Annotated in this window: 20 protein-coding genes and 1 pseudogene; 17 read left to right on the top strand and 4 right to left on the bottom strand. The window is 64.9% G+C overall.

What is annotated here, in order from left to right; genetic code table 11:
* Positions 1-496: 496 nt before the first annotated feature.
* From DRB87_RS02240 to DRB87_RS02250, 3 genes are all read left to right on the top strand, one after another.
* Positions 497-1,363: a hypothetical protein gene (locus DRB87_RS02240; protein WP_026131919.1), complete on the top strand. Its 867-nt coding sequence runs from the start codon at positions 497-499 to the stop codon at positions 1,361-1,363.
* 106 nt (positions 1,364-1,469) lie between these two features.
* Positions 1,470-1,973 (top strand): D-glycero-beta-D-manno-heptose 1-phosphate adenylyltransferase, encoded by a 504-nt coding sequence (gene rfaE2 / locus DRB87_RS02245; protein WP_130024709.1) that lies wholly within the window; start codon positions 1,470-1,472, stop codon positions 1,971-1,973.
* Positions 1,970-2,977 carry an asparaginase gene (locus DRB87_RS02250; RefSeq protein WP_130024710.1) on the top strand — a complete coding sequence of 336 codons (1,008 nt, stop codon included), beginning with the start codon at positions 1,970-1,972 and terminating at the stop codon, positions 2,975-2,977. Before rfaE2 ends, DRB87_RS02250 begins: the two co-directional genes overlap by 4 nt.
* Before the next feature lie 191 nt (positions 2,978-3,168).
* Here the strand turns inward: DRB87_RS02250 and DRB87_RS02255 are convergent, their stop codons facing one another.
* The 3 genes and pseudogenes from DRB87_RS02255 to DRB87_RS02265 form a co-directional block, all read right to left on the bottom strand.
* On the bottom strand, positions 3,169-4,095 hold the full coding sequence (locus DRB87_RS02255) for an SPOR domain-containing protein (protein WP_130024711.1): 927 nt from the start codon (positions 4,093-4,095) through the stop codon (positions 3,169-3,171).
* A 61-nt stretch (positions 4,096-4,156) separates the two neighbouring features.
* Positions 4,157-5,188: pseudogene (locus DRB87_RS02260) on the bottom strand (type III pantothenate kinase); the annotation flags it as partial.
* Entirely contained in the window at positions 5,185-6,183 is a 999-nt protein-coding gene (locus DRB87_RS02265) for a biotin--[acetyl-CoA-carboxylase] ligase (protein ID WP_130024713.1), read from the bottom strand. The gene DRB87_RS02265 and the pseudogene DRB87_RS02260, both read right to left, overlap by 4 nt.
* A 205-nt stretch (positions 6,184-6,388) precedes the next feature.
* On the opposite strand from DRB87_RS02265, the gene DRB87_RS02270 reads away from it, so the two are divergent.
* From DRB87_RS02270 to DRB87_RS02320, 11 genes are all read left to right on the top strand, one after another.
* Positions 6,389-7,510: an ABC transporter permease gene (locus tag DRB87_RS02270; RefSeq protein ID WP_130024714.1), complete on the top strand. Its 1,122-nt coding sequence runs from the start codon at positions 6,389-6,391 to the stop codon at positions 7,508-7,510.
* The gene (locus DRB87_RS02275; RefSeq protein WP_240756148.1) at positions 7,510-8,466 is read left to right on the top strand and encodes an ABC transporter ATP-binding protein; all 957 of its coding nucleotides are present in this window, start codon (positions 7,510-7,512) and stop codon (positions 8,464-8,466) included. Before DRB87_RS02270 ends, DRB87_RS02275 begins: the two co-directional genes overlap by 1 nt.
* A complete protein-coding gene (locus tag DRB87_RS02280; RefSeq protein WP_130024715.1) occupies positions 8,456-9,415 on the top strand; it encodes an MlaD family protein in 960 nt (319 codons plus the stop codon). Before DRB87_RS02275 ends, DRB87_RS02280 begins: the two co-directional genes overlap by 11 nt.
* A complete protein-coding gene (locus tag DRB87_RS02285; RefSeq protein ID WP_130024716.1) occupies positions 9,415-10,275 on the top strand; it encodes an ABC-type transport auxiliary lipoprotein family protein in 861 nt (286 codons plus the stop codon). The genes DRB87_RS02280 and DRB87_RS02285 overlap by 1 nt, the downstream gene beginning before the upstream one ends.
* A 13-nt stretch (positions 10,276-10,288) precedes the next feature.
* Complete coding sequence (locus tag DRB87_RS02290) at positions 10,289-11,461, top strand: VanZ family protein (protein ID WP_130027672.1); 1,173 nt, start codon at positions 10,289-10,291, stop codon at positions 11,459-11,461.
* A 197-nt stretch (positions 11,462-11,658) separates the two neighbouring features.
* On the top strand, positions 11,659-13,200 hold the full coding sequence (locus DRB87_RS02295; RefSeq protein WP_130024717.1) for an MFS transporter: 1,542 nt from the start codon (positions 11,659-11,661) through the stop codon (positions 13,198-13,200).
* Positions 13,201-13,366: 166 nt separating this feature from the next.
* Positions 13,367-13,696: a ferredoxin gene (locus DRB87_RS02300; protein ID WP_130024718.1), complete on the top strand. Its 330-nt coding sequence runs from the start codon at positions 13,367-13,369 to the stop codon at positions 13,694-13,696.
* 69 nt (positions 13,697-13,765) lie between these two features.
* Complete coding sequence (locus tag DRB87_RS02305; protein WP_130024719.1) at positions 13,766-14,395, top strand: alpha/beta hydrolase; 630 nt, start codon at positions 13,766-13,768, stop codon at positions 14,393-14,395.
* A gap of 252 nt (positions 14,396-14,647) precedes the next feature.
* Complete coding sequence (locus DRB87_RS02310) at positions 14,648-15,835, top strand: D-alanyl-D-alanine carboxypeptidase family protein (protein WP_130024720.1); 1,188 nt, start codon at positions 14,648-14,650, stop codon at positions 15,833-15,835.
* A gap of 2 nt (positions 15,836-15,837) precedes the next feature.
* Positions 15,838-16,686 (top strand): D-amino acid aminotransferase, encoded by an 849-nt coding sequence (locus DRB87_RS02315; RefSeq protein ID WP_130024721.1) that lies wholly within the window; start codon positions 15,838-15,840, stop codon positions 16,684-16,686.
* Positions 16,687-16,742: 56 nt separating this feature from the next.
* The gene (locus DRB87_RS02320; RefSeq protein WP_240756266.1) at positions 16,743-16,955 is read left to right on the top strand and encodes a DUF493 family protein; all 213 of its coding nucleotides are present in this window, start codon (positions 16,743-16,745) and stop codon (positions 16,953-16,955) included.
* Between the two features lie 68 nt (positions 16,956-17,023).
* On the opposite strand, the gene DRB87_RS02325 is transcribed toward DRB87_RS02320, so the two are convergent.
* Positions 17,024-18,064, bottom strand: a complete 1,041-nt coding sequence (locus DRB87_RS02325) for a transcriptional regulator GcvA (RefSeq protein ID WP_130024723.1) — start codon at positions 18,062-18,064, stop codon at positions 17,024-17,026.
* 100 nt (positions 18,065-18,164) lie between these two features.
* Here DRB87_RS02325 and DRB87_RS02330 point away from each other — a divergent pair, with 100 nt between their 5' ends.
* The 3 genes from DRB87_RS02330 (at position 18,165) to lipA (ending at position 20,501) form a co-directional block, all read left to right on the top strand.
* Complete coding sequence (locus tag DRB87_RS02330; protein WP_130024724.1) at positions 18,165-18,497, top strand: DUF2917 domain-containing protein; 333 nt, start codon at positions 18,165-18,167, stop codon at positions 18,495-18,497.
* A gap of 261 nt (positions 18,498-18,758) precedes the next feature.
* On the top strand, positions 18,759-19,466 hold the full coding sequence (gene lipB, locus DRB87_RS02335) for a lipoyl(octanoyl) transferase LipB (protein ID WP_130024725.1): 708 nt from the start codon (positions 18,759-18,761) through the stop codon (positions 19,464-19,466).
* Between the two features lie 24 nt (positions 19,467-19,490).
* Positions 19,491-20,501 (top strand): lipoyl synthase, encoded by a 1,011-nt coding sequence (gene lipA, locus DRB87_RS02340; protein ID WP_240756149.1) that lies wholly within the window; start codon positions 19,491-19,493, stop codon positions 20,499-20,501.
* Positions 20,502-20,861: the final 360 nt, after the last annotated feature.

Here is a 20,861-nt window from a genome sequence, read left to right on the forward strand (position 1 = left end):
GCGCGCGCAGGCCCATGGCACAAGGGCAAACCCTGACGCGCTGCCGTGATGTCCGCATTCGCACGCGTCGACGCTCAAGACGCGCAAGCGGCTGGCCGCGCGCCGGGTTGGCCGCCGAAGGTGTGTCGGAAAGCCGGTCGCCCAATGAGCATAGGCGCTTTGCGTGACAATTTGACGGGCGTCAACATTACGACGCATTACTGTCACGCGAGGGGCGACGTTGGCGGGATTAAACGGCTTTTATGTTATGATTCAAGAGTTTGGCCATATTTTAGAAGGCTCGCTCTAAGCCATATCGCCAGGATGCGGCCAGATTACAGGCGTTAATTCGTCGTCCTTCAGCGACGGCAGGGTTCAAGACGTGAAGTCGGACGGCGGGGGCCGCCCACGACACGCTCACCGTTTTGTCTGTCGAAATTCGGCGTAAACTTTCACAATACTATCTTGAGTCCTGGTGTAAGGTCTCGCGACCTTGGGGGTAATTGAAATGAACGAAATGCTGTATCCCGAACTGTACAAGTCGTTGGAGGCAGTGCGTTGGAACATGGAGAAGGACATTCCGTGGGACAAGTTCGACGCAAGCCAACTCTCCGACGATCAGGCGCGCACCATCAAGATGAATGCCATCACGGAATGGGCGGCGCTGCCGGCCACCGAGATGTTTCTGCGCGACAACCGTGACGACAGCGACTTCTCCGCGTTCATGAGCGTTTGGTTCTTCGAAGAGCAGAAGCACTCGCTGGTGCTCATGGAATACCTGCGCCGCTTCCGCCCGGACCTCGTGCCGACCGAAGCCGAGCTGCACGCCGTGCGCTTCCCGTTCGACCCGGCCCCGCCGCTCGAGACACTGATGCTGCACTTCTGCGGCGAAATTCGCCTGAATCACTGGTATCGCCGTGCGGCCGAATGGCACACCGAGCCGGTCATCAAGGCCATCTACGAAATCATCTCGCGCGACGAAGCGCGTCATGGCGGCGCTTATCTGCGCTATATGAAGAAGGCACTGACGAGCTTCGGCGATAACGCGCGCGCCGCGTTCGCGAAGATCGGCGTGCTGATGGCGTCGGCGCGTCGTACCGAAAAGCCGCTGCACCCGACCAACCTGCACGTGAACAAGGACCTGTTCCCGAACGACACGGTGCAGTCGCGTTTGCCGGAACCGGAGTGGCTCGAACACTGGCTCGACGAGCAAATCAAATTCGACGACAGTTGGGAGAAGAAGGTCGTCGAGCGTATTCTGCACAACATGTCGCTCCTGTTCGAGCACACGTTCGCGACGGCGCAGGACTTGAACCGTTACCGCAAGGAAATCACCAGCCGTCTGGCGGCGGTGGCCGCACCGGCCGTTGCCACGGCATCGTAATCGCACGTTCGGCGCCGACGGTATCGACAGGAAAGGGGCTTCGGCCCCTTTTTTGTTGCCTCATACGCGGCGTGGGACAATAGCGCACCTATTTCGAACGATCGTCATGTCCGCTTCCCAAGTCATTCCTCCGGCCGATTTCGAGGCCAAGATTCTCCCGCGCGAGGCGCTCGCCGCATTGGCGCCGACGCTGCCGCGACCACTGGTGTTCACCAACGGCGTGTTCGACATCTTGCATCGCGGTCACGTGACCTATCTCGCGCAGGCGCGCGCGTTGGGGGCGTGCCTCATCGTCGGGGTGAACAGCGACGCCTCGGTGCGCACGCTCGGCAAAGGCGACGACCGGCCGATCAATAACGAAAACGACCGTGCCGCGCTGCTGGCGGCGTTGCAAAGCGTCGACTATGTCGTGACGTTCGGCGAATCGACGCCCGAGGCGCTGATTGCCGCCGTGCGTCCCGACATTCTCGTCAAAGGCGGCGACTACGACATGGACACGCTGCCGGAGTCTGCGCTCGTGCGTGGCTGGGGCGGCAAGGCGTTGGCCATTCCGTTCGAACATCAACGCTCGACGACGTCGCTGCTCAAGAAGGTGCGCGCCCAATCATGAATCTGGCCCCGCTCGTTGAAGTCACGCGCGGCGCGATGGGCGTCGATACGGTCGAGTGCGTGCATTACGGCGCCGTAGCCGTGGTCGACGCGCAAGGGCGCTTGCGATACGCCGCAGGCGACCTGTCGTTTCTGACGTTTTCGCGCTCCACGCTCAAGCCCTTTCAGGCGCTGCCGTTCGTCGAGGGCGACGGCGTCGCGCATTTCGGTCTGACGCAGCCGGAGCTGGCGTTACTGTGCGCGAGCCACTCCGGTGAGGCGTTTCACGTCGACGGTGTGAAAAGCCTGCTGAACAAGGCGGGTTGCGACGAGCATCATTTGCAGTGCGGCTGTCACATGCCGACGTTTTACTCCGCCACCGGTCGACGTGCACCGGCGGATCTGAAGCCGACGTCGCTGCATCACAACTGTTCGGGCAAGCATGCGGGCTTTCTCGCGTATTGCGTGCAGCACGGCTTGCCGCTCGATACCTACCTGGATCCGGCGCATCCGCTGCAACAGGCGATTCGCGCGCGCGTCGGCGATGTCGTCGGCGTGAAGGGCGAGACGCTGGCGTTGGGCATTGACGGATGCTCCGCGCCGAACTACGCGTTGCCGCTCGACAGGCTCGCTGCCGCGTACGCCCGACTCGCCGCGAGCGACGATGCGGCACTCTCGACCTTGTTCGCCGCCATGACGCAGCAGCCGGAGATGGTGTCCGGCACGGCGCGCAACGATCTGGCGTTCATGCGCATGGCACCCGGGGACTGGGTGGCCAAGATCGGCGCCGATGGCGTGCAGACGATCGGCGTGCGCTCCGCGGGCCTGGGCATTGCCATCAAAGTTGTCGACGGCAATATGCGTGCGTTATATACCGCAGCGGTGGCCGTACTCAAGGCCCTCGGGTTGGTCGCGTCGCCCGAGGCGACCGGATTGGCGCCGTGGGTGTCGCCGATCGTCAAGAACGCGCGGGGTATACAGACCGGGATTGTGCGGCCCGTCGTGTCGTTGAAGCGCGTCGGCTGAGCGCGGCTGAGCGTGGCTGAGCGTGGTTGAGCGTGGCTCAACCCGGCTCGGGGCGCGTCAGCTCGGATCGGCTGGGCTCGGACCGGCGCAACCGAACATAACCCGATGCCGTCAGCCGTCAGCCGCCAGCCGCCAGCCGCCAGCCGCCAGCGGCCGCAGCGGACGTCATCCGACGAAGCGTGACGCGACCGTTACCCCGGTGCGCTCGCGGCCGGGGCGGGGCAAGTCCGCACCCATTGCGCAGTCCACTGTTGCGTCACGACGCTGCGAATCTGGGCCGCGGCATTCGCGTTGATGCCGACAATTCGGTAGACGATCCGGCTCTTGGCATTGGGCCTTTCGCTCAGTTGCGGCGTGATGCCTCGCTTCTGCGCGGCGCTCATCAAGCGCACCGCACGCTCCTTGTCGTTGAACAGTCCGAGCGAGACGACGAGCGTCGAGCCTTCGCCGTTGAGCAGGAAATACTCCGTCACCCCTGCTGCACGCAATTGCGCAACCTGTTTATCGGCGGCGGGTTTATTGGGCACCGGGTCGAGATGTACCCAGTACCGCTTGTCGAGCGCCACCGATTGAATCTCACCTTGTCCCGAAGGCAGTGCGGCGAGCAAAAGGCCGCGCGCTTGTTGCGCGTCGTTGGCGGCGAACGGGCCGACATCCAGGCAGATGGACGTGACCTTCGCGGCGGCGGCCTGCGAAGCCGCCGAATCGCCCGATACCGCGTTCGCTGTCGCGGCGGCGACGGCCCGGCTTGCGGCCATCGTCGTCAATGCCGACTCGGACGTTCCGGGGCTGGACGACCCTGCCGATGCAACGCTCGCCCCCGAAGCGCCGGCCGTCGCCGCCGCTCGTGAGGCTTGCGATTCGTGTCTCCCGCCTGACGTACCGACGGGGGGGGAGGCGGCGGGCGACTGACCGCTGATCGCTGCTCCGGTCAAGCGGATGCGCTCCGGTTCGATTTGCCTTTCGACCCGCGCCGGTTCGCGGCCGGTGGCAGGCAGCACATCGTGCCATTTCAGCCAGCCGAACTGCACAGCGGCGAGTGCTGCATTCGCCGCGAGAAACATGACAAGCAACAGCGCACGCAACATCTCAAGCACCCCCGGGGGATGGATCGGCATCTTGCGATGGGGATACCGACATATCGGTCATGTGGGGGACGGATGTGGCGCTCGCCGCTGCGCCGCCCTCGGCAGCCCGAAGCGCCACCTCGTATAAGCCGGCCGGTACCAGTTGATCGTGTTCGGTAACGGGCACGGTCAGGGTGTGCGCAAGCGCCTGGCGTGCGCCGCCCGCGAGCACGCAACGCACGGGGGCGCCGAGTTGTGCCTGCAATTGCGCGTGACTGCGCTCGACCAGGCCGGCTTGCGCCGCGGCGCACCCGCGCAGGATGGCATCGGTCGTGCTGCATGCAAATGCTTGTCCGCCGGTTGGCATGGTGGCGTCTAGCGTCGGCAATTGTGCGGTGCCGTGGGCAAGCGACTGGAGCATCAGTGCGGGCCCCGGGGCGATCAGCCCGCCGAGATAATCGCCGTCGGCACGCAAGGCTTCCACGGTGGTGGCCGTGCCCAACGTGACGATCAGCAGATGTTCGCCCGGCCACGCGGCGTGCGCGCCGATCAGGCTGGCCCAGCGGTCGCTGCCGAGCTGTGTGGGGACTTGATAACCATTGCGCACCCCCGCTCGCGATTCGCTGGCGCGCAAGACCTGCAGCCAATCGGCCGATGGCAGGCCCCACAGCGTTTGCAGTGTCATGCGCACGGCTTGTTCCGCGGGATCGCCCGCCACATTGGCAAGCCAGACACCCGCTGGCGCAGGGCAGACGAAGCCTTCGTCCCGTCTGCCATGGCCGGTGGCGAGCGGTGTCATGTTCGGCGCGAAGTGAGCTTCTCCCGAGCCCGACACCAGCGCGGCCCAGCCCGCGCGAATTTGCGTGGCGAGCGTGCGCCATTCGGCGTGATCGACCGCACCGCTGGCCAGAAAGGACGGCGCCGCTGCGCGCCAACCCGCTGGGCGCACGGCCGGCGCAAGCGCCCATTTGATTCGGCTGTTGCCGGCATCGACGAGCAGCCACGGTGCACCGTCAGCGCTGCTTGCGCCATGTGTGTCGAAGCTGCCGCGCGAGGCATTCGCAAGGCGGGTGTCCGCCACCGTTGCCGCAGACTTCGCGGTGTCCGCCGGTCGTTGTGGCGGTGTCTGTCGGGCGGCGCTCATCCACGGCCCCCTTGGGCGTCACGCGTGCGGGAAGCATCGAGCAATCGCACGGAGACTTCTCCGCTGGCAATCGCGCGCTCGCCGTCAGGCGTCGCGACGCGCAGCCGACCTTGCGAATCGACGCCGAGCGCCACGCCCTGCAACAGATCGCGACCATTTTCGATGACGCGAATCGACGCCCCACCATAGGCGTGCATGGCTTCCCAGTCGTCACGGAAGACACCGAAACGATGCACGGCGAAGCGATCCAGCATGGTGGCGAGACGCTGGACCAATGCGATCAACACCGTCGACATATCCGGATCGACCAGCACCGATTCGAGCGCCGCCGGCGGTGTGGCCTGCACGGCGGCCGATGAGGTCGTGCCGCCGTCGGAAGGCGCGGCGTTGTCGATGCGGGCGGCCACGTCCGCAGCCCGCCGAAGATTGACCCCGATGCCGATCACGACGCCGATGCGCCCTGGGCCGGCCGGGAGCGTCTCGATCAGGATGCCGGCGAGCTTGTCGCCGCGCAGCAGCACGTCGTTGGGCCATTTGAGCCCGAGCGCCTGCGGTGTCGACAGCGGCAGATCCGAGAGTCCTTCCACCACCGCGACGCCTGTCGCGAGCGACAACCCGGCCAGTTCGGCCGGTCCGCCCGGCATCCCATAGGCGAGCGAAAACGTCAGGCTGTCGCCCGGTACGCTCTGCCACGCGCGGCCACGTTGTCCGCGTCCGCCCGTCTGGCGCATCGCGGCGCGCAGCATGGGCGCGCACGACGCGTCCTGACGAAGGCGGGCCAGCAGATCGAGGTTCGTGGACCCCGTGGTCTCGACCACGTCGATCTGCCAGTTGCGGCAAGTGGCGGACAGCGCCGAGCGAATTCGGTCGCCATCGAGCTGGCGGGATACGGTGTCGCGCGACGGCTCGCCACCCGCGTCGGCGGGGCGTTCAGACGAATCCGCCGCCATTGGGGCGAGGGGGGCGTTCGGCAAGGAGGGCGCGGCTTTATTCATGGTTGCTATTGTAGCGGCGAGGCCGGCGCCGCGCCGGTCTGCACTGCCGTCGTCCCCGTTTTTCGGTATTGTCCGAGGACCCAATCGGCCAGCACCACCGCGTTTTCAGCCTGCGCCGGGTTGCCATCGACTGGTCGCCCCTGTACCGTACAATGACCGCGTTTTGCCGGATTTCGACGAGTTTGTCGCCAGGAGATCGTCTGTTTTGAACCTCGATGCCGTGCCCACTCTGGAGCTGACCACCACGGCGCAAGGCCCGGTGGTCATGCTGCACGGCCTGTGGACAGCGCTCGCCCTCTCGCAGCGCAAGAAGACGCTGTTGCGCCTGGTCGATTCGCTGCCGCAGGGCGAGCTGGCGTGGGACCTGACCCGCGTCGAGCGGCTCGACCACGTCGGCGCGCAGGCGCTGTGGCGTTATTGGCAACGTCGGTTTCCCGAGCGCATCGCGCTTACGCCGACACAGCGGGCGCTCTTCGATCACCTTGCCGAATTCGATCGCTCGCGACAGAGTCCGGCGCCCACCCGCCGCCTCGATCCGATCAGCCGGCTGGGGGCGTCGCTCTTCACGCTGGGCGAGCATTTGCGCGACGGCGTCACGATGTTCGGACGCTTTGTGATCGACCTCGGCCGCGTCATTCGTCATCCGGTTCGTGCGCCATGGCTGGAGATGTCCGCCAATATCTACAGCGCCGGGGCCAAGGCACTCGGCATCACGGCGCTGGTGGCGTTCCTGATCGGCATCGTGTTGTCCTATCTGTCGGCCCAGCAACTCAAGTTGTATGGGGCGAGCACGTTCATCGTCAACATCCTCGGTCTTGCCGTGATCCGCGAACTCGGCCCGGTGCTTTCCGCGATTCTCGTGGCGGGTCGCTCGGGGTCGGCCATCACCGCCCAGCTCGGCGTGATGCGCGTGACCGAAGAGCTCGACGCGATGCGCGTCATGGACATTCCGCACGGTTTGCGGCTCGTCCTGCCGAAGGTCATTGCGCTGGCCATTGCCATGCCGCTGCTCGTCATGTGGACGAACATCATCGCGCTGCTCGGCGGCGCGCTCGCGGCAAAGTACGAACTCGGTATCGGACTGCGCTACTTCTTCACCACGTTGCCCAATGCCGTGCCCATCGCCAATCTGTGGATCGGCCTGGGAAAAGGGGGCGTCTTCGGCATGCTGATCGCACTCGTGGCCTGCCATTTCGGCATGCGGGTCAAACCGAACACGCAGAGCCTTGGGGAGGGCACGACACAGTCCGTAGTGACGTCGATCACCGTGGTGATTCTGGCCGATGCCATCTTCGCGATTCTGTTTCGCAACACGGGGATCGGCTGATGTCCCAATCCCCCGTACCCGATCGTGCCCCAGCGCTCGCCACCTCGGCCGTCGCGGCCGTTCCCGCCGCGCAGGCTTACGCCAGCGATGTGATATCCGGCGCCGCGGCGGGTTGTCCGCCTGTGTCGTCAAGCCTGCCGGGCGATGCCGACCCGGTGATCGAGGTGCGCGATCTCACGAAGCGCTACGGTACGCACACGATTCATGAGCATCTGGATCTCACCGTACGGCAAAGCGAGATCATTGCGCTTGTCGGCGGCTCAGGCTCGGGCAAGACCACGCTGATTCGCCAGATCATCGGGCTGGAGTCGCCGACCACTGGCCACATCAGCGTCTTCGGTCACGACATCACGACGATCGATCGTCGCAGCGCGCACCTGCTGCGCCGCCGCTCGGGCATGTTGTTTCAGCGCGGGGCACTGTTCTCCGCAATGACGGTGTTCGACAACATTGCGCAACCGCTGCGCGAACTGCACACGCTCTCGGAAGACCTGATTCGCGATGTCGTGATGTACAAGCTCGAGATGGTGGGGCTGTCGGGGCGCATGGCCAACCGCATGCCGTCGGAGCTGTCGGGCGGGATGATCAAGCGCGTAGGGATCGCGCGGGCCATTGCGCTGGAGCCGGAACTGCTCTTTCTCGACGAGCCCACGGCTGGGCTCGATCCGCAGGCGTCAGACGAATTCGTGGACATGATTCGCGGCCTGCACCGCTCGCTGGGCCTGACCGTCGTCATGGTCACGCATGATCTGGACACGGTGATGATGCTCGCCACGCGCGTGGCGGTGCTCGCCGAGCGTCGGGTGCTCGTCAATGCGCCGGTGGAAGACGTGGTCCGTGTCGATCACCCGTTCATCCACAGCTTCTTCCTCGGTGAACGCGGCAGACGCGCGTTGCTGGCATTGCCTGCGGCGCGGCGCGCCAAGATTTCGGAGTTCCTCGACGATGGAAAATAAATCGCACGCTTTCATGGCGGGCCTCTTCACGCTGGTGTTGCTTGCCGCCGTCGCCGCGTCGGTGTACTGGTTCAATCGCGACAACCGTGTGCGCCTTCCCTACGACCTGGTCTCGCACACCAACGTGACCGGACTCAATCCGGAATCCGCCGTGCGGTACCGCGGCCTGTCCGTCGGGAAGGTCGAGTCGATCAAGTTCGACCCGCGCACGCCTGGGCAGATTTTGATCCGCATTCTCGTGAACAAAGGCACGCCGATGACCCAATCGACATTCGCCACGCTGAGCTATCAAGGGGTGACCGGGTTGGCATTCGTACAATTGGACGACGATGGACGCGACCGAACGTTGCTGTCGTCGTCGGAGAAGCAAGTCGCGCAATTGCAGTTGCGCCCGAGTTTCGTGGACGAACTGCAGCGGCGCGGCAACAACCTGGTGCATCAGCTCGAAGAGGCAACGTCCTCGGTCAATACGCTGCTGTCGCCCGACAACCGGCAGGCCATGCTCGATTCGATCAACAGCGTGAAGGCCGCGGCGCAGAGCGTGGATCGCGTGGCGCAGCAGCTCGAGCCCGTCACGGCGCAGTTACCCGACACCGTGCGCGAGCTCACCGGCACGCTTGCCGGGGCGCATCGTCTGACCGATCAATTGACCGATCCTCAGGGGCCGCTCGTGCGCAACCTGGATAGCGTGGGACGCGCGGCCGATCAGGCGGCGTCGAGTCTGGCGGCGTTCCAGGGAACGATGGAAACATTCGAAGGGTCGCTGCAACAAGAAGCGCTGCCGCGCCTGAACACGCTCTCGGACGATTTGCGCTTCACGACGCAGGCCGTCGGGCAAGCGGCCGAGACGATCAATCGCAATCCGCGCGCACTGCTCTTCGGCACGTCGCCACCGCCACCCGGTCCGGGGGAAGCGGGGTTTTCGTGGCCCGGCGGAGGACGTCAATAATGCGCAACACCGTCATGCAAGGGGATATCGAGATGATTGAGCCGATCGACGCGGTCAACGCCAACGAGGTAGCCGTCGCGCCTCGCGGCGGCGAGCGTGCGCGTGCGCTCGCCGCCGGGTGGCTTTGCGCCGCCGCGGTTGTGCTGGTGGCGGGGTGCGCCGCCCCGGCACCGTCGGCCTCGTTGACGCGCTTCGATCTCGGCCCGCCGACGATCCCTGCCGCGTCGGCCAATGTCGCTGCCAATGCCAGGGACACTAGCGCCAACACCGCCGCCAACACCGCCGCCCCGGCATCGGACGTGGCCGCGACCGGTGGCCTGCGGATGTCGCCGCTGAAAGTGGTGGTCAATGCGCCAAGCTGGCTCGACGTCGACACGATCTACTACCGCTTGCCCTCCAGCGACGGCGATCAGGCACGCGGGTATGCGAACAGCCGATGGCTGGCGTCGCCCGCGCGGCTCTTCGGGGATCGGCTGCGCGCGGCGTTGTCGGTCGACAGGCCGGTGCTGGCGGCAGGCGATCCGACCGCTGCGCCAGCGCTGCGCGTGGAGATCGAAGAGTTTGCGCAGTACTTCGACAGTGCGTCGACAAGCCACGGCGTTGTCCAGGTGCGCGCCACGTTGTTCGATGGACCGAAGCTGCTCGCGCAGACGACGTTACGTGCGCAGGCCCCCGCTGCGAGTGCCGACGCAGCCGGCGGCACCCGCGCGCTTGCCGCGGCCAGCGACGCGGTGCAGACGCAACTGATTCAGTGGCTTGCCGGGCGCGTGCCGGCACCGTCGGCTACGGCCGGGACAGCGGCACGCGCCCGGCCGTCGTTGCCTGCCGCGTCGTCGGCCCCGGGCGCGACAGCACGATAGGCTCGTGCCGCCGATGACCGATCAGGACATCAAACCCTGGCAACGACGCGCTTCGCCGCTTGCGCGTCAGGCGCTGCTGTGCCTGATACTGCTGATCGCCTATGCGAGCCTGTATCCGTTCGAGTTCCAGCGTGCGGCCGTGGGGCCGTTCGACTATCTGTTCGCGCCGTTACCCCGCTGGATCACGCAGTTCGACGTGATCACCAACGTGCTTGGATACCTGCCGCTGGGCATGTTGACCGTGCTGGCCCTGCATCCGGCCTGGCGGGGTGTGCGCGCCGTCGTCGCCGCCTTCGTGCTCGGCGCATTGCTTTCCGGTGGTATCGAGGCGTTGCAGACGTACTTGCCGACGCGGGTGGCGTCGAATGTCGATCTCGCCACGAACGCGCTCGGCGCACTCATCGGTGGCGCCATCGCGGTGCCGCTCACGAGCCCGTTGCTCGATCGGGGATGGCTGCGGCATTTGCGCTTCGCATGGTTCGAACGCCACGCGAGCCTGCTGCTTGTGTTGCTGGCCCTGTGGCCGTGGGCGCAGGCTTACCCGCAGCAGTTTCTCTTTGGCGATGGCGATCTGGTGCGCCAAATATGGCTCTGGCAGGATCCCGACGTCACCGGTCTGGTGATCGACTGGGTGCCGCGCTTGGGGCAATTGCAGGACTATCTTTCCGAACTCGATGCCGTCGCCAGTCATGCCCTGTGGGAGACGGTGGTGAGCGCCAGCGGTACCGTGCTGGCCGGGCTGCTCGCCACGCTCGCGATGCGCCGGACGGCACCGCGTGTGCCGTTGTTGTGCGCCATGTTCACCAGCGCGTTCGCGATCAAGGCCATCGCGTCGGCGTGGCAGTTCTCGCCCGCGCAGGCATTCGACTGGGTGACGGCGGGCGCCATTTACGGCGTAGTCATCGGCGCGCTGGTGTTGCTCGTCGCCGGCCGCGGACCGCGTGCGCTGCGCGGGGCCGTCGCGCTGGGCGCGCTTGTCGTGCTGCTGGTGTTCGTCAATCTGCTGCCCGCGAATCCATACTACGAGGCAGCGCTCCAGTCTTGGCGGCAAGGCCGCTACGTTCACTTCAATGTGCTGGCGCGCTGGCTCGCCTGGACATGGCCGTACCTCGTGCTGATCTACCTGCTCGCGATGTTCGATCCGAGCCACCGCGGCCCCGCCCGCACCGCTGGCGTGCGGCGCTAAGGTCCACCCGGCCTGGCCGAACGGCTTGTTGAGCGGCGCATTGTTGCCAAATCGGCAATAGCGTATTGGCCGCCATCCCATTGGTCCGCAAGCCGGCAACGCCTAGACTCCCATGTAAGGCACGCTGACACTCGGTGTGTCATGACCGCCCGGCATCTTCAGGCAGATCCCGGGCGGTTTTCATTGGCGAGGCGAAGATGAATTCCTGGGGTTTGCGGTTGGCACACACGACACGGCAGCGCGTGTTGATGGCCGTGATCGCCGCCGCCACAGGCATTGAAATGCTGGAGAACGGCATGTTCGTGTTCGCGTCGTCCCATATCGCGGGCGGCGTCGGTGCCGCGCCCGAAGAATACGCGTTTGTCTCGACGCTCTATGCCGTGGCGGGGATCCTCGTGATTCTCAAGCAGCGCTGGCTGGCCTCGCGCCTGGGGTATCGCGCGTTCCTCACCGGCGCGCTCACGCTCATGGCGTTTGGGGCATGGCTGTGCGGCATGGCGCACACGTCGACGCAGCTCGCCGTCGCACGTTTCGTGCTCGGGTTGGGTGCGGGGTCGCTGTTTACCGCCAGCCGGATTCTCATCAACCTGTGTTTCGCGCCGGAGCTTCGGCTGAGGGCGTTGCGCTTCTTTACCTACGGCTTCTTCGGCGGACAAATCTCCGCGCCACTGCTCGCCAGCTATCTCGTCGATCACTTCGTCTGGTCGTCGGTGTTCTTCGCCGTCGTGCCGATCGCGCTCGCGGGGGCGATCGCCTCGTGGCTCGTGATCCCGGACTTCCGCGAGCGCTTGCGCGACGAAGGCGAGTTTGAAATGCGTGGCATCGTGTTCTTCGCCGCCGGCGTGCTGTTCGTCGAAGTGATGATGCAGCGCTCGCGCTTCGACTTCTTCTCCGATCCGCTGCATCTGGTCGAACTCTGCCTGGTGGGGGCGATCTGCGCGATGGGCTACATGTGGCATCAGTATTCGCATCACAAGCCGCTGATCGATTTTCGCGTGCTGGTGCGCAATCCGGCCTATGTGCTGGGACTGGGCGGCTATGCCGTGTACTACTTCTTTTCGTATTCGACGTCGTATCTGTTCCCGATCTACATGCAGCAAGGGCTCAACTGGAGCGTGGAGCACACCGGCTATCTGCAGGCCGTGGCGTCGGTGACGAGCCTTGTTGTGGCCGTGATATACACCGTCGCGCGTCCGAAGTTCGTGCAACTCAAGCCGTTTGTGCTGCTCGGTTACTTGTGCCTGCTCGGCTATGCCTTCCTGCTCTCGCAAAGTTATCAGGGCGTGTCGAGTCAGTGGCTGATCCTGCCGATGGTGCTGAGCGGGCTCGGCGGCGTGTTCGCCATGATTCCAATTGCCGAGCTGACGTTTCGCGGTATGGACGAGTACGTCTTCCAGCACGGCTATCAGACGAAGAACATCGTGCGCCAGTTGGTGAGCTCGATGTCGGTGTCGGTAATGGCCGTGCTGATGCAGGACCGGCAGGCGGTCTTCATGCATCAACTCACGCCGTCGATGACGCCGCTCAACCCGGCGTACAACGCGGCCGTCTCACAAGCGCAGCAGGCGTTCGGCGCCAGTGTCGATGCGACGACCGCCGCGCACATGGCGTCGGCCTGGGTGGGCGGCCTCGCGTCGCAACAGGCGCTCGTGCTTGCCTGCGTGAACGTGTTCTTCGGCTTCGCGTGTCTGGCGGCGCTCTGCGCCGTCTTCATGGCCGTGCAGCGACGCCTGCGCTAAGGGCAGGGCGCGCGCCGCCCTGCGCAGGACGAGACGTCCCGGATTTCGCATTTCCCGATGTCCCGCCATGCGGTGCCCGGTGAGCGCACCGGGGCCGTCCCCGCAGTGCCCCGGCAGGTCGGTTAGAATGGCCCGCAATACGTTGCCACTCCGCCAGAGCCCCGACATGGCCACCCAGCCGCAGTACTACCAGCATCACGTGTTTTTCTGCCTCAATCAGCGCGAACCCGGCGCCGATCGCCCGTCCTGCGCCAACTGCAACGCGCAGGCGATGCAGGAGTACGCCAAGGCAAAGGTCAAGCAACTCGGCCTGGCCGGTCCCGGCAAGGTGCGGATCAACAAGGCCGGGTGCCTCGATCGCTGTGAGCAAGGGCCTGTCGTGGTGATCTATCCCGAAGGGACCTGGTACACGTATATCGACGAATCCGATATCGACGAGATCGTCGAAAAGCATCTGGCGCAAGGCGAGATCGTCGAGCGTCTGCTGATCGACTGATCCCGGCGACACAGACATGGCCCCGCGCACGGCGCACGGCCCTCGCCGCACCTCAGCCCACCATCGCTCATGAACGCCCAGACTGAACGCTTCACCATCGACGGCCCGGTCGGCGCCATCGAAATCGCCATCGACCGTCCGGCCGGCGCGCCGCGCGGCATCACGCTCGTCGCCCATCCGCACCCGCTGTTCGGCGGCACGCTCGACAACAAGGTCGCCCAGACGCTCGCCCGGGCGTTCGTCCAGCTCGGCTACGCCGTGGTGCGCCCGAATTTTCGTGGCGTCGGCAAGTCGGCGGGCGAGCACGACAAAGGCATCGGCGAGCGCGACGACTTGCTCGCCGTAATCGACTGGATGCGCCGGCAACCGGGCTGGGAGACATTGCCGCTCGCACTCGCCGGTTTCTCGTTCGGCACCTTCGTGCTCTCGCATGTCGCGAAGACGCTGGAGGCGGCGGGGACCGCCGCGCAGCGTCTGGTCTTCGTGGGCACGGCGGCGAGCAATTGGGAGGTGGCGACCGTACCGGCCGACACGCTGGTCATTCACGGCGAACTCGACGATACGGTGCCGCTGCAATCGGTGCTGGACTGGGCGCGTCCCCAGACGTTACCCGTAGTGGTCGTTCCCGGCGGCGAACACTTTTTCCACGGCCTGTTACCCCTGCTGAAACAGCTCGTGGTCGACGCGTGGCGTCATTGATACACCCGGGGCGAATTTCGGCCGATTTCCACCGTCGAGGCCCGCCCCGCTGGGGACGTGAAATCACGACGGGTATAATTCGACCCTGAACCTTGTCATGCCGCGTCGGGTCTATGGTTCCGACAGGCATGGCTCCGGCGCTCCGGTGCCGCCGTCTTCTTCGCTGTGCCGCGCGCTCGTCAACGTGTCGGCGGCACGGCGTTTCTTCAAGCGCAGATGCCCCTGAGCCTCACATCGTTTTCCTCATCGCCCATGAAATTCAACGCTTCGCTGTCCCGTGCCGCCGCTGCCGCGGCGCTCGTCGCTTGCGGCTCGCTTGCCTCGCTTCCCGCTCGTGCCCAACAGATTCCGCCGCCGCCGATGTCGGCCACGGCGTGGACGATTGTCGACGTCAACAGTGGTCAGGTGCTGGCCGCCGGTAATGCGGATGCGCGCGTGGAGCCCGCGTCGCTCACGAAGATCATGACGTCCTATGTGATCTTCGAAGCCCTGCGCGACAAGCGCATTTCGATGGAGCAGACTGTCATTCCGAGCGATTCGGTTCGCAAGGTGGGTCGCGACGAGTCGCGCACGTTTATCGAGGCGGGCAAGCCGGTTTCGGTGCACGATCTGATCTACGGCATGATCGTCCAGTCGGGTAACGACGCGTCGATCGCGCTGGCCGAACTCGTCGGCGGCTCGCAACAGGGCTTCGTCGAACTGATGAACCGCGCGGCGCAGCGCATGGGGCTCAAGCACACCCATTACGCGAACGTCGACGGGCTGACCGATCCGCAGCATTACACGACCGTGGCGGATATCGCGGCGGCGTCGACGCACCTGATTCAAGACTTCCCCGAGTACTACAAGATTTACGCGGAGAAGAGCTTTACGTACAACAACATTCGCCAGCCGAACCGTAATCGTCTGCTGTACCTCGATCCGACGGTCGACGGCTTGAAGACCGGCCACACGAAGGAAGCGGGATACTGCCTCGTGGCGACGGCGTCGCGTCCGATGCCGGGGGCGGCGGGCGTCAACCGCCGCGTGTTGTCCGTGGTCGTGGGCGAGCCGACCGAGCGCGCGCGCGTGCAGGACAGCCTCTCGGCCCTGAACTATGGCTACCAGAACTTCGACACGCTGCGTGTGTACGGCGCCAATCAGGTCGTGGCCACGCCCAAGGTCTGGAAGGGCAAGGACAGCGAGCTGAAGATCGGCGTGAAGAAGGACACCTTCATCACCGTGCCGAAGGGCACCGCCGACAAGATCAAGCCGCAACTCGAACTGCGTGAGCCGCTGATCGCGCCGATCGCCAATGGTGCGCAGGTCGGTACCGTCAAGGTCATGGCCGATGGCAAGTCGCTGGCCGAATTCCCGGTTGTGGCCCTCGCCGACGTTGCGCAGGCCAGTTTCGTCGGCCGCGCATGGGACGCGCTGCGCCTGATGTTCGTGAAGAAGTAAGCATGGATAACCCCACGGTCTGGCTCAATGGCGACCTGATCCCGCTTGGCGACGCGAAAATCTCCGTCCTCGATCGGGGTTTCCTGTTCGGCGACGGCATCTATGAAGTCGTGCCGGTCTATCGCGGCAAGCCTTTCCGGCTTGCGCAGCATCTGGACCGGCTCGAGCGCAGCCTCGCCGAGATCCGCATCGCGAACCCGTACACGCGCGCCGAATGGGAGGCGCTCTTCGCGCGCCTGTCGGCCACGTGTTCGGCCGATCCGCACAGCGTCTACGTGCAGGTCACGCGCGGCGTGGCACCGCGTCAGCACACATTTCCGAAGGACATCGTGCCCACGGTGTTCGGCATCGCAACCCCGCTCACGCTGCCCAGCCGCGAAAAGGTGGCGCAGGGCGTGGGCGCGGTCACGCATGAAGATCGACGCTGGCTGAATTGCCATATCAAGTCGACGTCGCTGCTGGGTAACGTGCTGATGGCGCAGTACGCCGCCGATCACGACGTTCAGGAAACGATACAGTTCCGTGACGGGAATCTGACCGAGGCGTCGTCGAGCAACGTGTGGGTCGTCAAGGGGGGGGAAATGTTCGCACCGCCGCGCGACAATCGTATTCTGGAAGGAATTCGCTACGGCGTGCTCGAAGGTCTTGCACGCGAATGCGGCATCCGGTTCCATGAGTGCCCGGTCAGCGAAGCGGACGTGCGCAACGCCGACGAGCTGCTCATCACGTCCGCGACCAAGGAAGTGCTGGCGGTCGTCACGCTTGACGGCAAGCCCGTGGGCGATGGCACGCCGGGCCCCGTCTTCCAGGCGCTGTATGCCGCGTATCAACGCGCCAAGGAGGCACTGTGACCCTGGAAAAGAAGGAAAGCCTGCTTGAGTTTCCGTGCGACTTTCCCATCAAGGTGATGGGGGCGACGCAGGACGGTTTCGCCGACGCCATCGTGGCATTGCTGCGAGAGTTCGATGCCGAATTCGACGCGGCGACCGTGGAGATGCGCCCGTCCAGCACGGGCAAATATCTCGGCCTGACCGTCACGGTGCGCGCCCACTCGAAAGCCCATCTCGACGATATCTATCGCGCGTTGACCGGGCATCCGATGGTCAAGGTGGTGCTGTAAGCGTGCACCGCGTGTGAGGCGCAGGCGATGCACGCATGCGCCTCACGAACGCGCTTGCGGCGCACCCATCACGCGTGCGTCGGTGCGCCGTCGTCGGGCGGCGATGAAGCCGTGAGCCCGGGTTGGATGCCGGGTGCAGTCTCGCCCGCAGTGGTGACCATGTCGGCCTCCCAGTCGACGGACGTCGGGCGCGCCGGGCGGCGCTGCATGTCCTTCACCGACTCGAACGCCTTCAACTCTTCCAGAAACCACGTTCTGAACGCCTGAACGCGCTGCGTTTCCAGCACAGCGGGCGGACACACGAAGTAATAATCCCAGTCACACGGCGTATCGACGTCGGACAGCCGGACAAGGCGTCCCGCCATGATGTCGCCCACGGCCAGCGAGCGGCGTACGAGCGCCAGCCCCTGGCCGACGATGGCCGCTTGCGACAACATGCCGGAATCTTCGTACATCATGCCCTGCGTCGGCTCGGGCAGATCGAAGCCCGCCGCCGCGAACCACGGCGCCCACGGCTCGCCTTCCGAGCGCAGCAACGTGCTGCGGCGGAATTCCTCCGCCGTTTGCGGCAGATGCCCTTGGTTGTATGACGGGCTACATGCCGGGAAAAACACATCGTCGAGCACTTTCTCAATGTGCAGCCCGGGCCAGTTGCCCTTGCCCATGCGCAGGGCGACGTCCACATCTTCGCGCTCGAAGTCGATCAACTGGGCACTGCACCGCAACTCCACTTCCAGCTCCGGATGCCGGTCGATGAAGCGCCCGATGCGTGGTGTGAGCCACCGGCTTGCAAACGACGGCATGGTGGTCAGTACCAGCCGCCGCTCGCTGCGCGTGCCCGCTTGCAACTTGCGCGTCGCCTGGGCAATGTCGCCGAGCGCGGTACGGATCGACGCGGCGTACTGGCGTCCCGCCGGCGTGATGCTGATGCGTTTGCCGTTGCGCGCGAAAAGCGTCGTCCCCAACTCCTGCTCCAGCGCGCGAATCTGATGGCTGATGGCGCCGTGCGTGACGAACAACTCTTCTGCCGCGCGCGAGAAGCTTTCCAGGCGGGCCGCCGCCTCAAAGGCGCGCAGGGCGCTCAGGTTAGGAAGTCTCCGAATATCCATGTGAATTTTGTTAGCAACGCCGTGAAAATATGTCGTTTGGTGCAGCGCCCGCCAGTCCCTATGATTCAGTCATTGTCTCGCACTGAGTGGGGGTCGTAAAATGCAAAACAATTTAACAAAGGTGCAGTACTTCTACGGTATCCGTCCCGGGGACGTCATCAGCCTCGACCTGCATCACGAGCATACGCTGGTGGCACGCGGCGCGGCGGTTTGGGTGACGCGTGCAGGCGATCCGCGCGATTACTGGCTCATGCCCGGTCAGCGTCTCGCCGTCGAGCCCGGCCGCCGTTACTGGGTGTCGTCCGACGGGGTGGCGGAAGCCGAGCTGCAGCGCGAAGTGGCGCACCGTTTCTCACTGGCTCGTGTGCTGCGCCGGTGGCTCGCCGGGCGCCGGGCATCGCGCGCAGCGAACGCTTGCGCGGCCGCCGCCTGACGAACGCCGGTCGCGGGTCCGGCGCGCAGGTTTGGCGCGCGGGGTCATCGACATCGCGCGCCCCTTGGCCTTCGTTGCCAATGGGCGCGTGTTTCATTCCAGAGGGTGACGTCGACGTCGTCGATGTGTCAATGGAATTCACAACAATCTGTGCGATGAGCGGAATGCCGGCGGAGCGAAACTACGCCGAAAAAGTCGCCATCTCGCGCCCGGGGGCGCGGCTTCGAGCACGTCTGCGCAGGTTTCGTTAAAATTGCGGGCATGACCTCCCCGATCGAAGTGTGCTGGCGCGGCACCGAAGACTACGCCGCGTCGTTCGACGCCATGCGCGCGTACACCGACACGCGTGGCGCGCACGGCCCCGACCAGCTCTGGATCGTTCAGCATCCGCCTGTCTACACGCTTGGACTGGCCGGCGACCCCGCTCACTTGCTCGTTTCGAATACCGGTATTCCGCTCGTCAAGGTCGACCGTGGAGGCCAGATCACGTATCACGGCCCGGGACAGGTGGTGATTTACCTGCTCGTGGATCTGCGCCGGCGCAAGCTCGGCGTGCGCGAAATGGTGCGTTTGATCGAGCAGGCGGTGATCGACACCCTGGGCGCGTATAATCTCGACGTTGAGCGCCGGGCCGGCGCACCGGGAATCTATGTGAGCCCAGGCGACGGTGCCACAGCGCATGCCGGTGCGAAAATCGCCGCGCTCGGGTTGAAGATCCGCAACGGATGCAGTTATCACGGCGTGTCGTTGAACGTTGCGATGGATCTGCGGCCGTTCGACTGGATCAATCCGTGCGGCTATGCCGGCCTGCAAACCGTAGACATGGCCACGCTCGGCGTGGCCCCGCGCTGGGACGAAGTGGCCGCGCGACTGGCGCAGCAACTCGGCCATCATCTCGAACAGCACACCGCGTCGGCCGAAGCCGCGCCGCAGGCCGATCCGGCCCCCAGCGCAAACGCCGCCGCCTGATTGGACGTCTGGACAGCCCCCAACATGACCACCACCGTGACTCAGAACGACACCGCGAACAAGGAAGTTCGCACGATCGACGGCGATTACGACGCCACCGCCAAGCAAAAGTCGCAAGCCAAGACGGCCCGCATCCCGATCAAGGTCGTGCCGATCGAGCGTCTGAAGAAGCCGGACTGGATCCGCGTGAAGGCGGCCACCCATACGTCGCGTTTCTACGAGATCAAGCAGATCCTGCGCGAGCACAACCTGCACACGGTGTGTGAAGAGGCGAGTTGCCCGAACATCGGCGAGTGCTTCGGCAAGGGCACGGCCACGTTCATGATCATGGGCGACAAGTGCACGCGCCGCTGCCCGTTCTGTGACGTTGGTCACGGCCGCCCGGATCCGCTCGACGTCGACGAGCCGCTCAACCTCGCGAAGACCATCGCCGCGATGCGCCTGAAGTACGTGGTGATCACGAGTGTGGATCGCGACGACCTGCGCGACGGCGGGGCTCAGCACTTCGTCGACTGCATCCGCCACGTGCGCGAGCTGTCGCCGCAAACCCGCATCGAAATCCTCACGCCGGACTTCCGCGCGCGTCTCGATCGCGCGCTGGGCATTCTGAACGCGGCGCCGCCCGACGTGATGAACCACAACCTCGAAACGGTGCCGCGCCTGTACAAGGAAGCGCGCCCGGGCTCGGACTACCAGCACTCGCTCACGCTCCTGAAGGAGTTCAAGGCGAAGCATCCGGACGTGTCCACGAAGTCGGGCCTGATGGTCGGCCTGGGCGAGACGGACGAAGAAATCCTGGAAGTGATGCGCGATCTTCGTGCCCACAACGTCGACATGCTCACGATCGGCCAGTATCTCCAGCCGTCGGAGCACCATCTGGCGGTACGTCGTTACGTCACGCCGGACACGTTCAAGATGTTCGAGGAGGAGGCCTACAAGATGGGCTTCACGCACGCGGCCGTCGGCGCGATGGTGCGCTCGAGTTATCACGCCGATGTGCAGGCGCACGAAGCGGGTGTGGCCGACGCCATCTGATTCGTCAGCGTCACCTCGTCGTCAGACACAGAACGCGGGCCGTCGAAAGACGGTCCGCGTTTTTGTTTGCCTTTCGATTACGACGCGTCACAGGATGGGCTCGGTTCAATACGCAATACGCGCGCACAAGTGGGCCTGTGCCGACTAAGTCGCTCCAAATGTGTCGCTATCTGCGGTGAACGTCGACGAATCGGACGCCTCACCCGCCAGTCGCGCCTCATCGCGCCACGAAATATGCTGTAACAACCCTCACCTTGTCGGTTCTCCGGCATTGTTTCAGAATATTGAAACCTTGTTTTGCTTGACAAAACAATGCGGCTGTCATGGGAATTCGCGAACAGACGTTCCGGACGCACGCGA

Source organism: Pandoraea sp. XY-2 (assembly GCF_004193915.1).
Lineage (GTDB): Bacteria > Pseudomonadota > Gammaproteobacteria > Burkholderiales > Burkholderiaceae > Pandoraea > Pandoraea cepalis.

Bases quoted from the DNA above. Each gene is read 5' to 3' on its own strand.
- DRB87_RS02240 (WP_026131919.1), top strand. From the start codon at position 497: ATGCTGTATCCCGAACTGTACAAGTCGTTGGAGGCAGTGCGTTGGAAC.
- rfaE2 (WP_130024709.1), top strand. From the start codon at position 1,470: ATGTCCGCTTCCCAAGTCATTCCTCCGGCCGATTTCGAGGCCAAGATT.
- DRB87_RS02250 (WP_130024710.1), top strand. From the start codon at position 1,970: ATGAATCTGGCCCCGCTCGTTGAAGTCACGCGCGGCGCGATGGGCGTC.
- DRB87_RS02255 (WP_130024711.1), bottom strand. From the start codon at position 4,095: ATGCCGATCCATCCCCCGGGGGTGCTTGAGATGTTGCGTGCGCTGTTG.
- DRB87_RS02265 (WP_130024713.1), bottom strand. From the start codon at position 6,183: ATGAATAAAGCCGCGCCCTCCTTGCCGAACGCCCCCCTCGCCCCAATG.
- DRB87_RS02275 (WP_240756148.1), top strand. From the start codon at position 7,510: ATGTCCCAATCCCCCGTACCCGATCGTGCCCCAGCGCTCGCCACCTCG.
- DRB87_RS02280 (WP_130024715.1), top strand. From the start codon at position 8,456: ATGGAAAATAAATCGCACGCTTTCATGGCGGGCCTCTTCACGCTGGTG.
- DRB87_RS02285 (WP_130024716.1), top strand. From the start codon at position 9,415: ATGCGCAACACCGTCATGCAAGGGGATATCGAGATGATTGAGCCGATC.
- DRB87_RS02290 (WP_130027672.1), top strand. From the start codon at position 10,289: ATGACCGATCAGGACATCAAACCCTGGCAACGACGCGCTTCGCCGCTT.
- DRB87_RS02295 (WP_130024717.1), top strand. From the start codon at position 11,659: ATGAATTCCTGGGGTTTGCGGTTGGCACACACGACACGGCAGCGCGTG.
- DRB87_RS02300 (WP_130024718.1), top strand. From the start codon at position 13,367: ATGGCCACCCAGCCGCAGTACTACCAGCATCACGTGTTTTTCTGCCTC.
- DRB87_RS02305 (WP_130024719.1), top strand. From the start codon at position 13,766: ATGAACGCCCAGACTGAACGCTTCACCATCGACGGCCCGGTCGGCGCC.
- DRB87_RS02310 (WP_130024720.1), top strand. From the start codon at position 14,648: ATGAAATTCAACGCTTCGCTGTCCCGTGCCGCCGCTGCCGCGGCGCTC.
- DRB87_RS02315 (WP_130024721.1), top strand. From the start codon at position 15,838: ATGGATAACCCCACGGTCTGGCTCAATGGCGACCTGATCCCGCTTGGC.
- DRB87_RS02320 (WP_240756266.1), top strand. From the start codon at position 16,743: ATGGGGGCGACGCAGGACGGTTTCGCCGACGCCATCGTGGCATTGCTG.
- DRB87_RS02325 (WP_130024723.1), bottom strand. From the start codon at position 18,064: ATGGATATTCGGAGACTTCCTAACCTGAGCGCCCTGCGCGCCTTTGAG.
- DRB87_RS02330 (WP_130024724.1), top strand. From the start codon at position 18,165: ATGCAAAACAATTTAACAAAGGTGCAGTACTTCTACGGTATCCGTCCC.
- lipB (WP_130024725.1), top strand. From the start codon at position 18,759: ATGACCTCCCCGATCGAAGTGTGCTGGCGCGGCACCGAAGACTACGCC.
- lipA (WP_240756149.1), top strand. From the start codon at position 19,491: ATGACCACCACCGTGACTCAGAACGACACCGCGAACAAGGAAGTTCGC.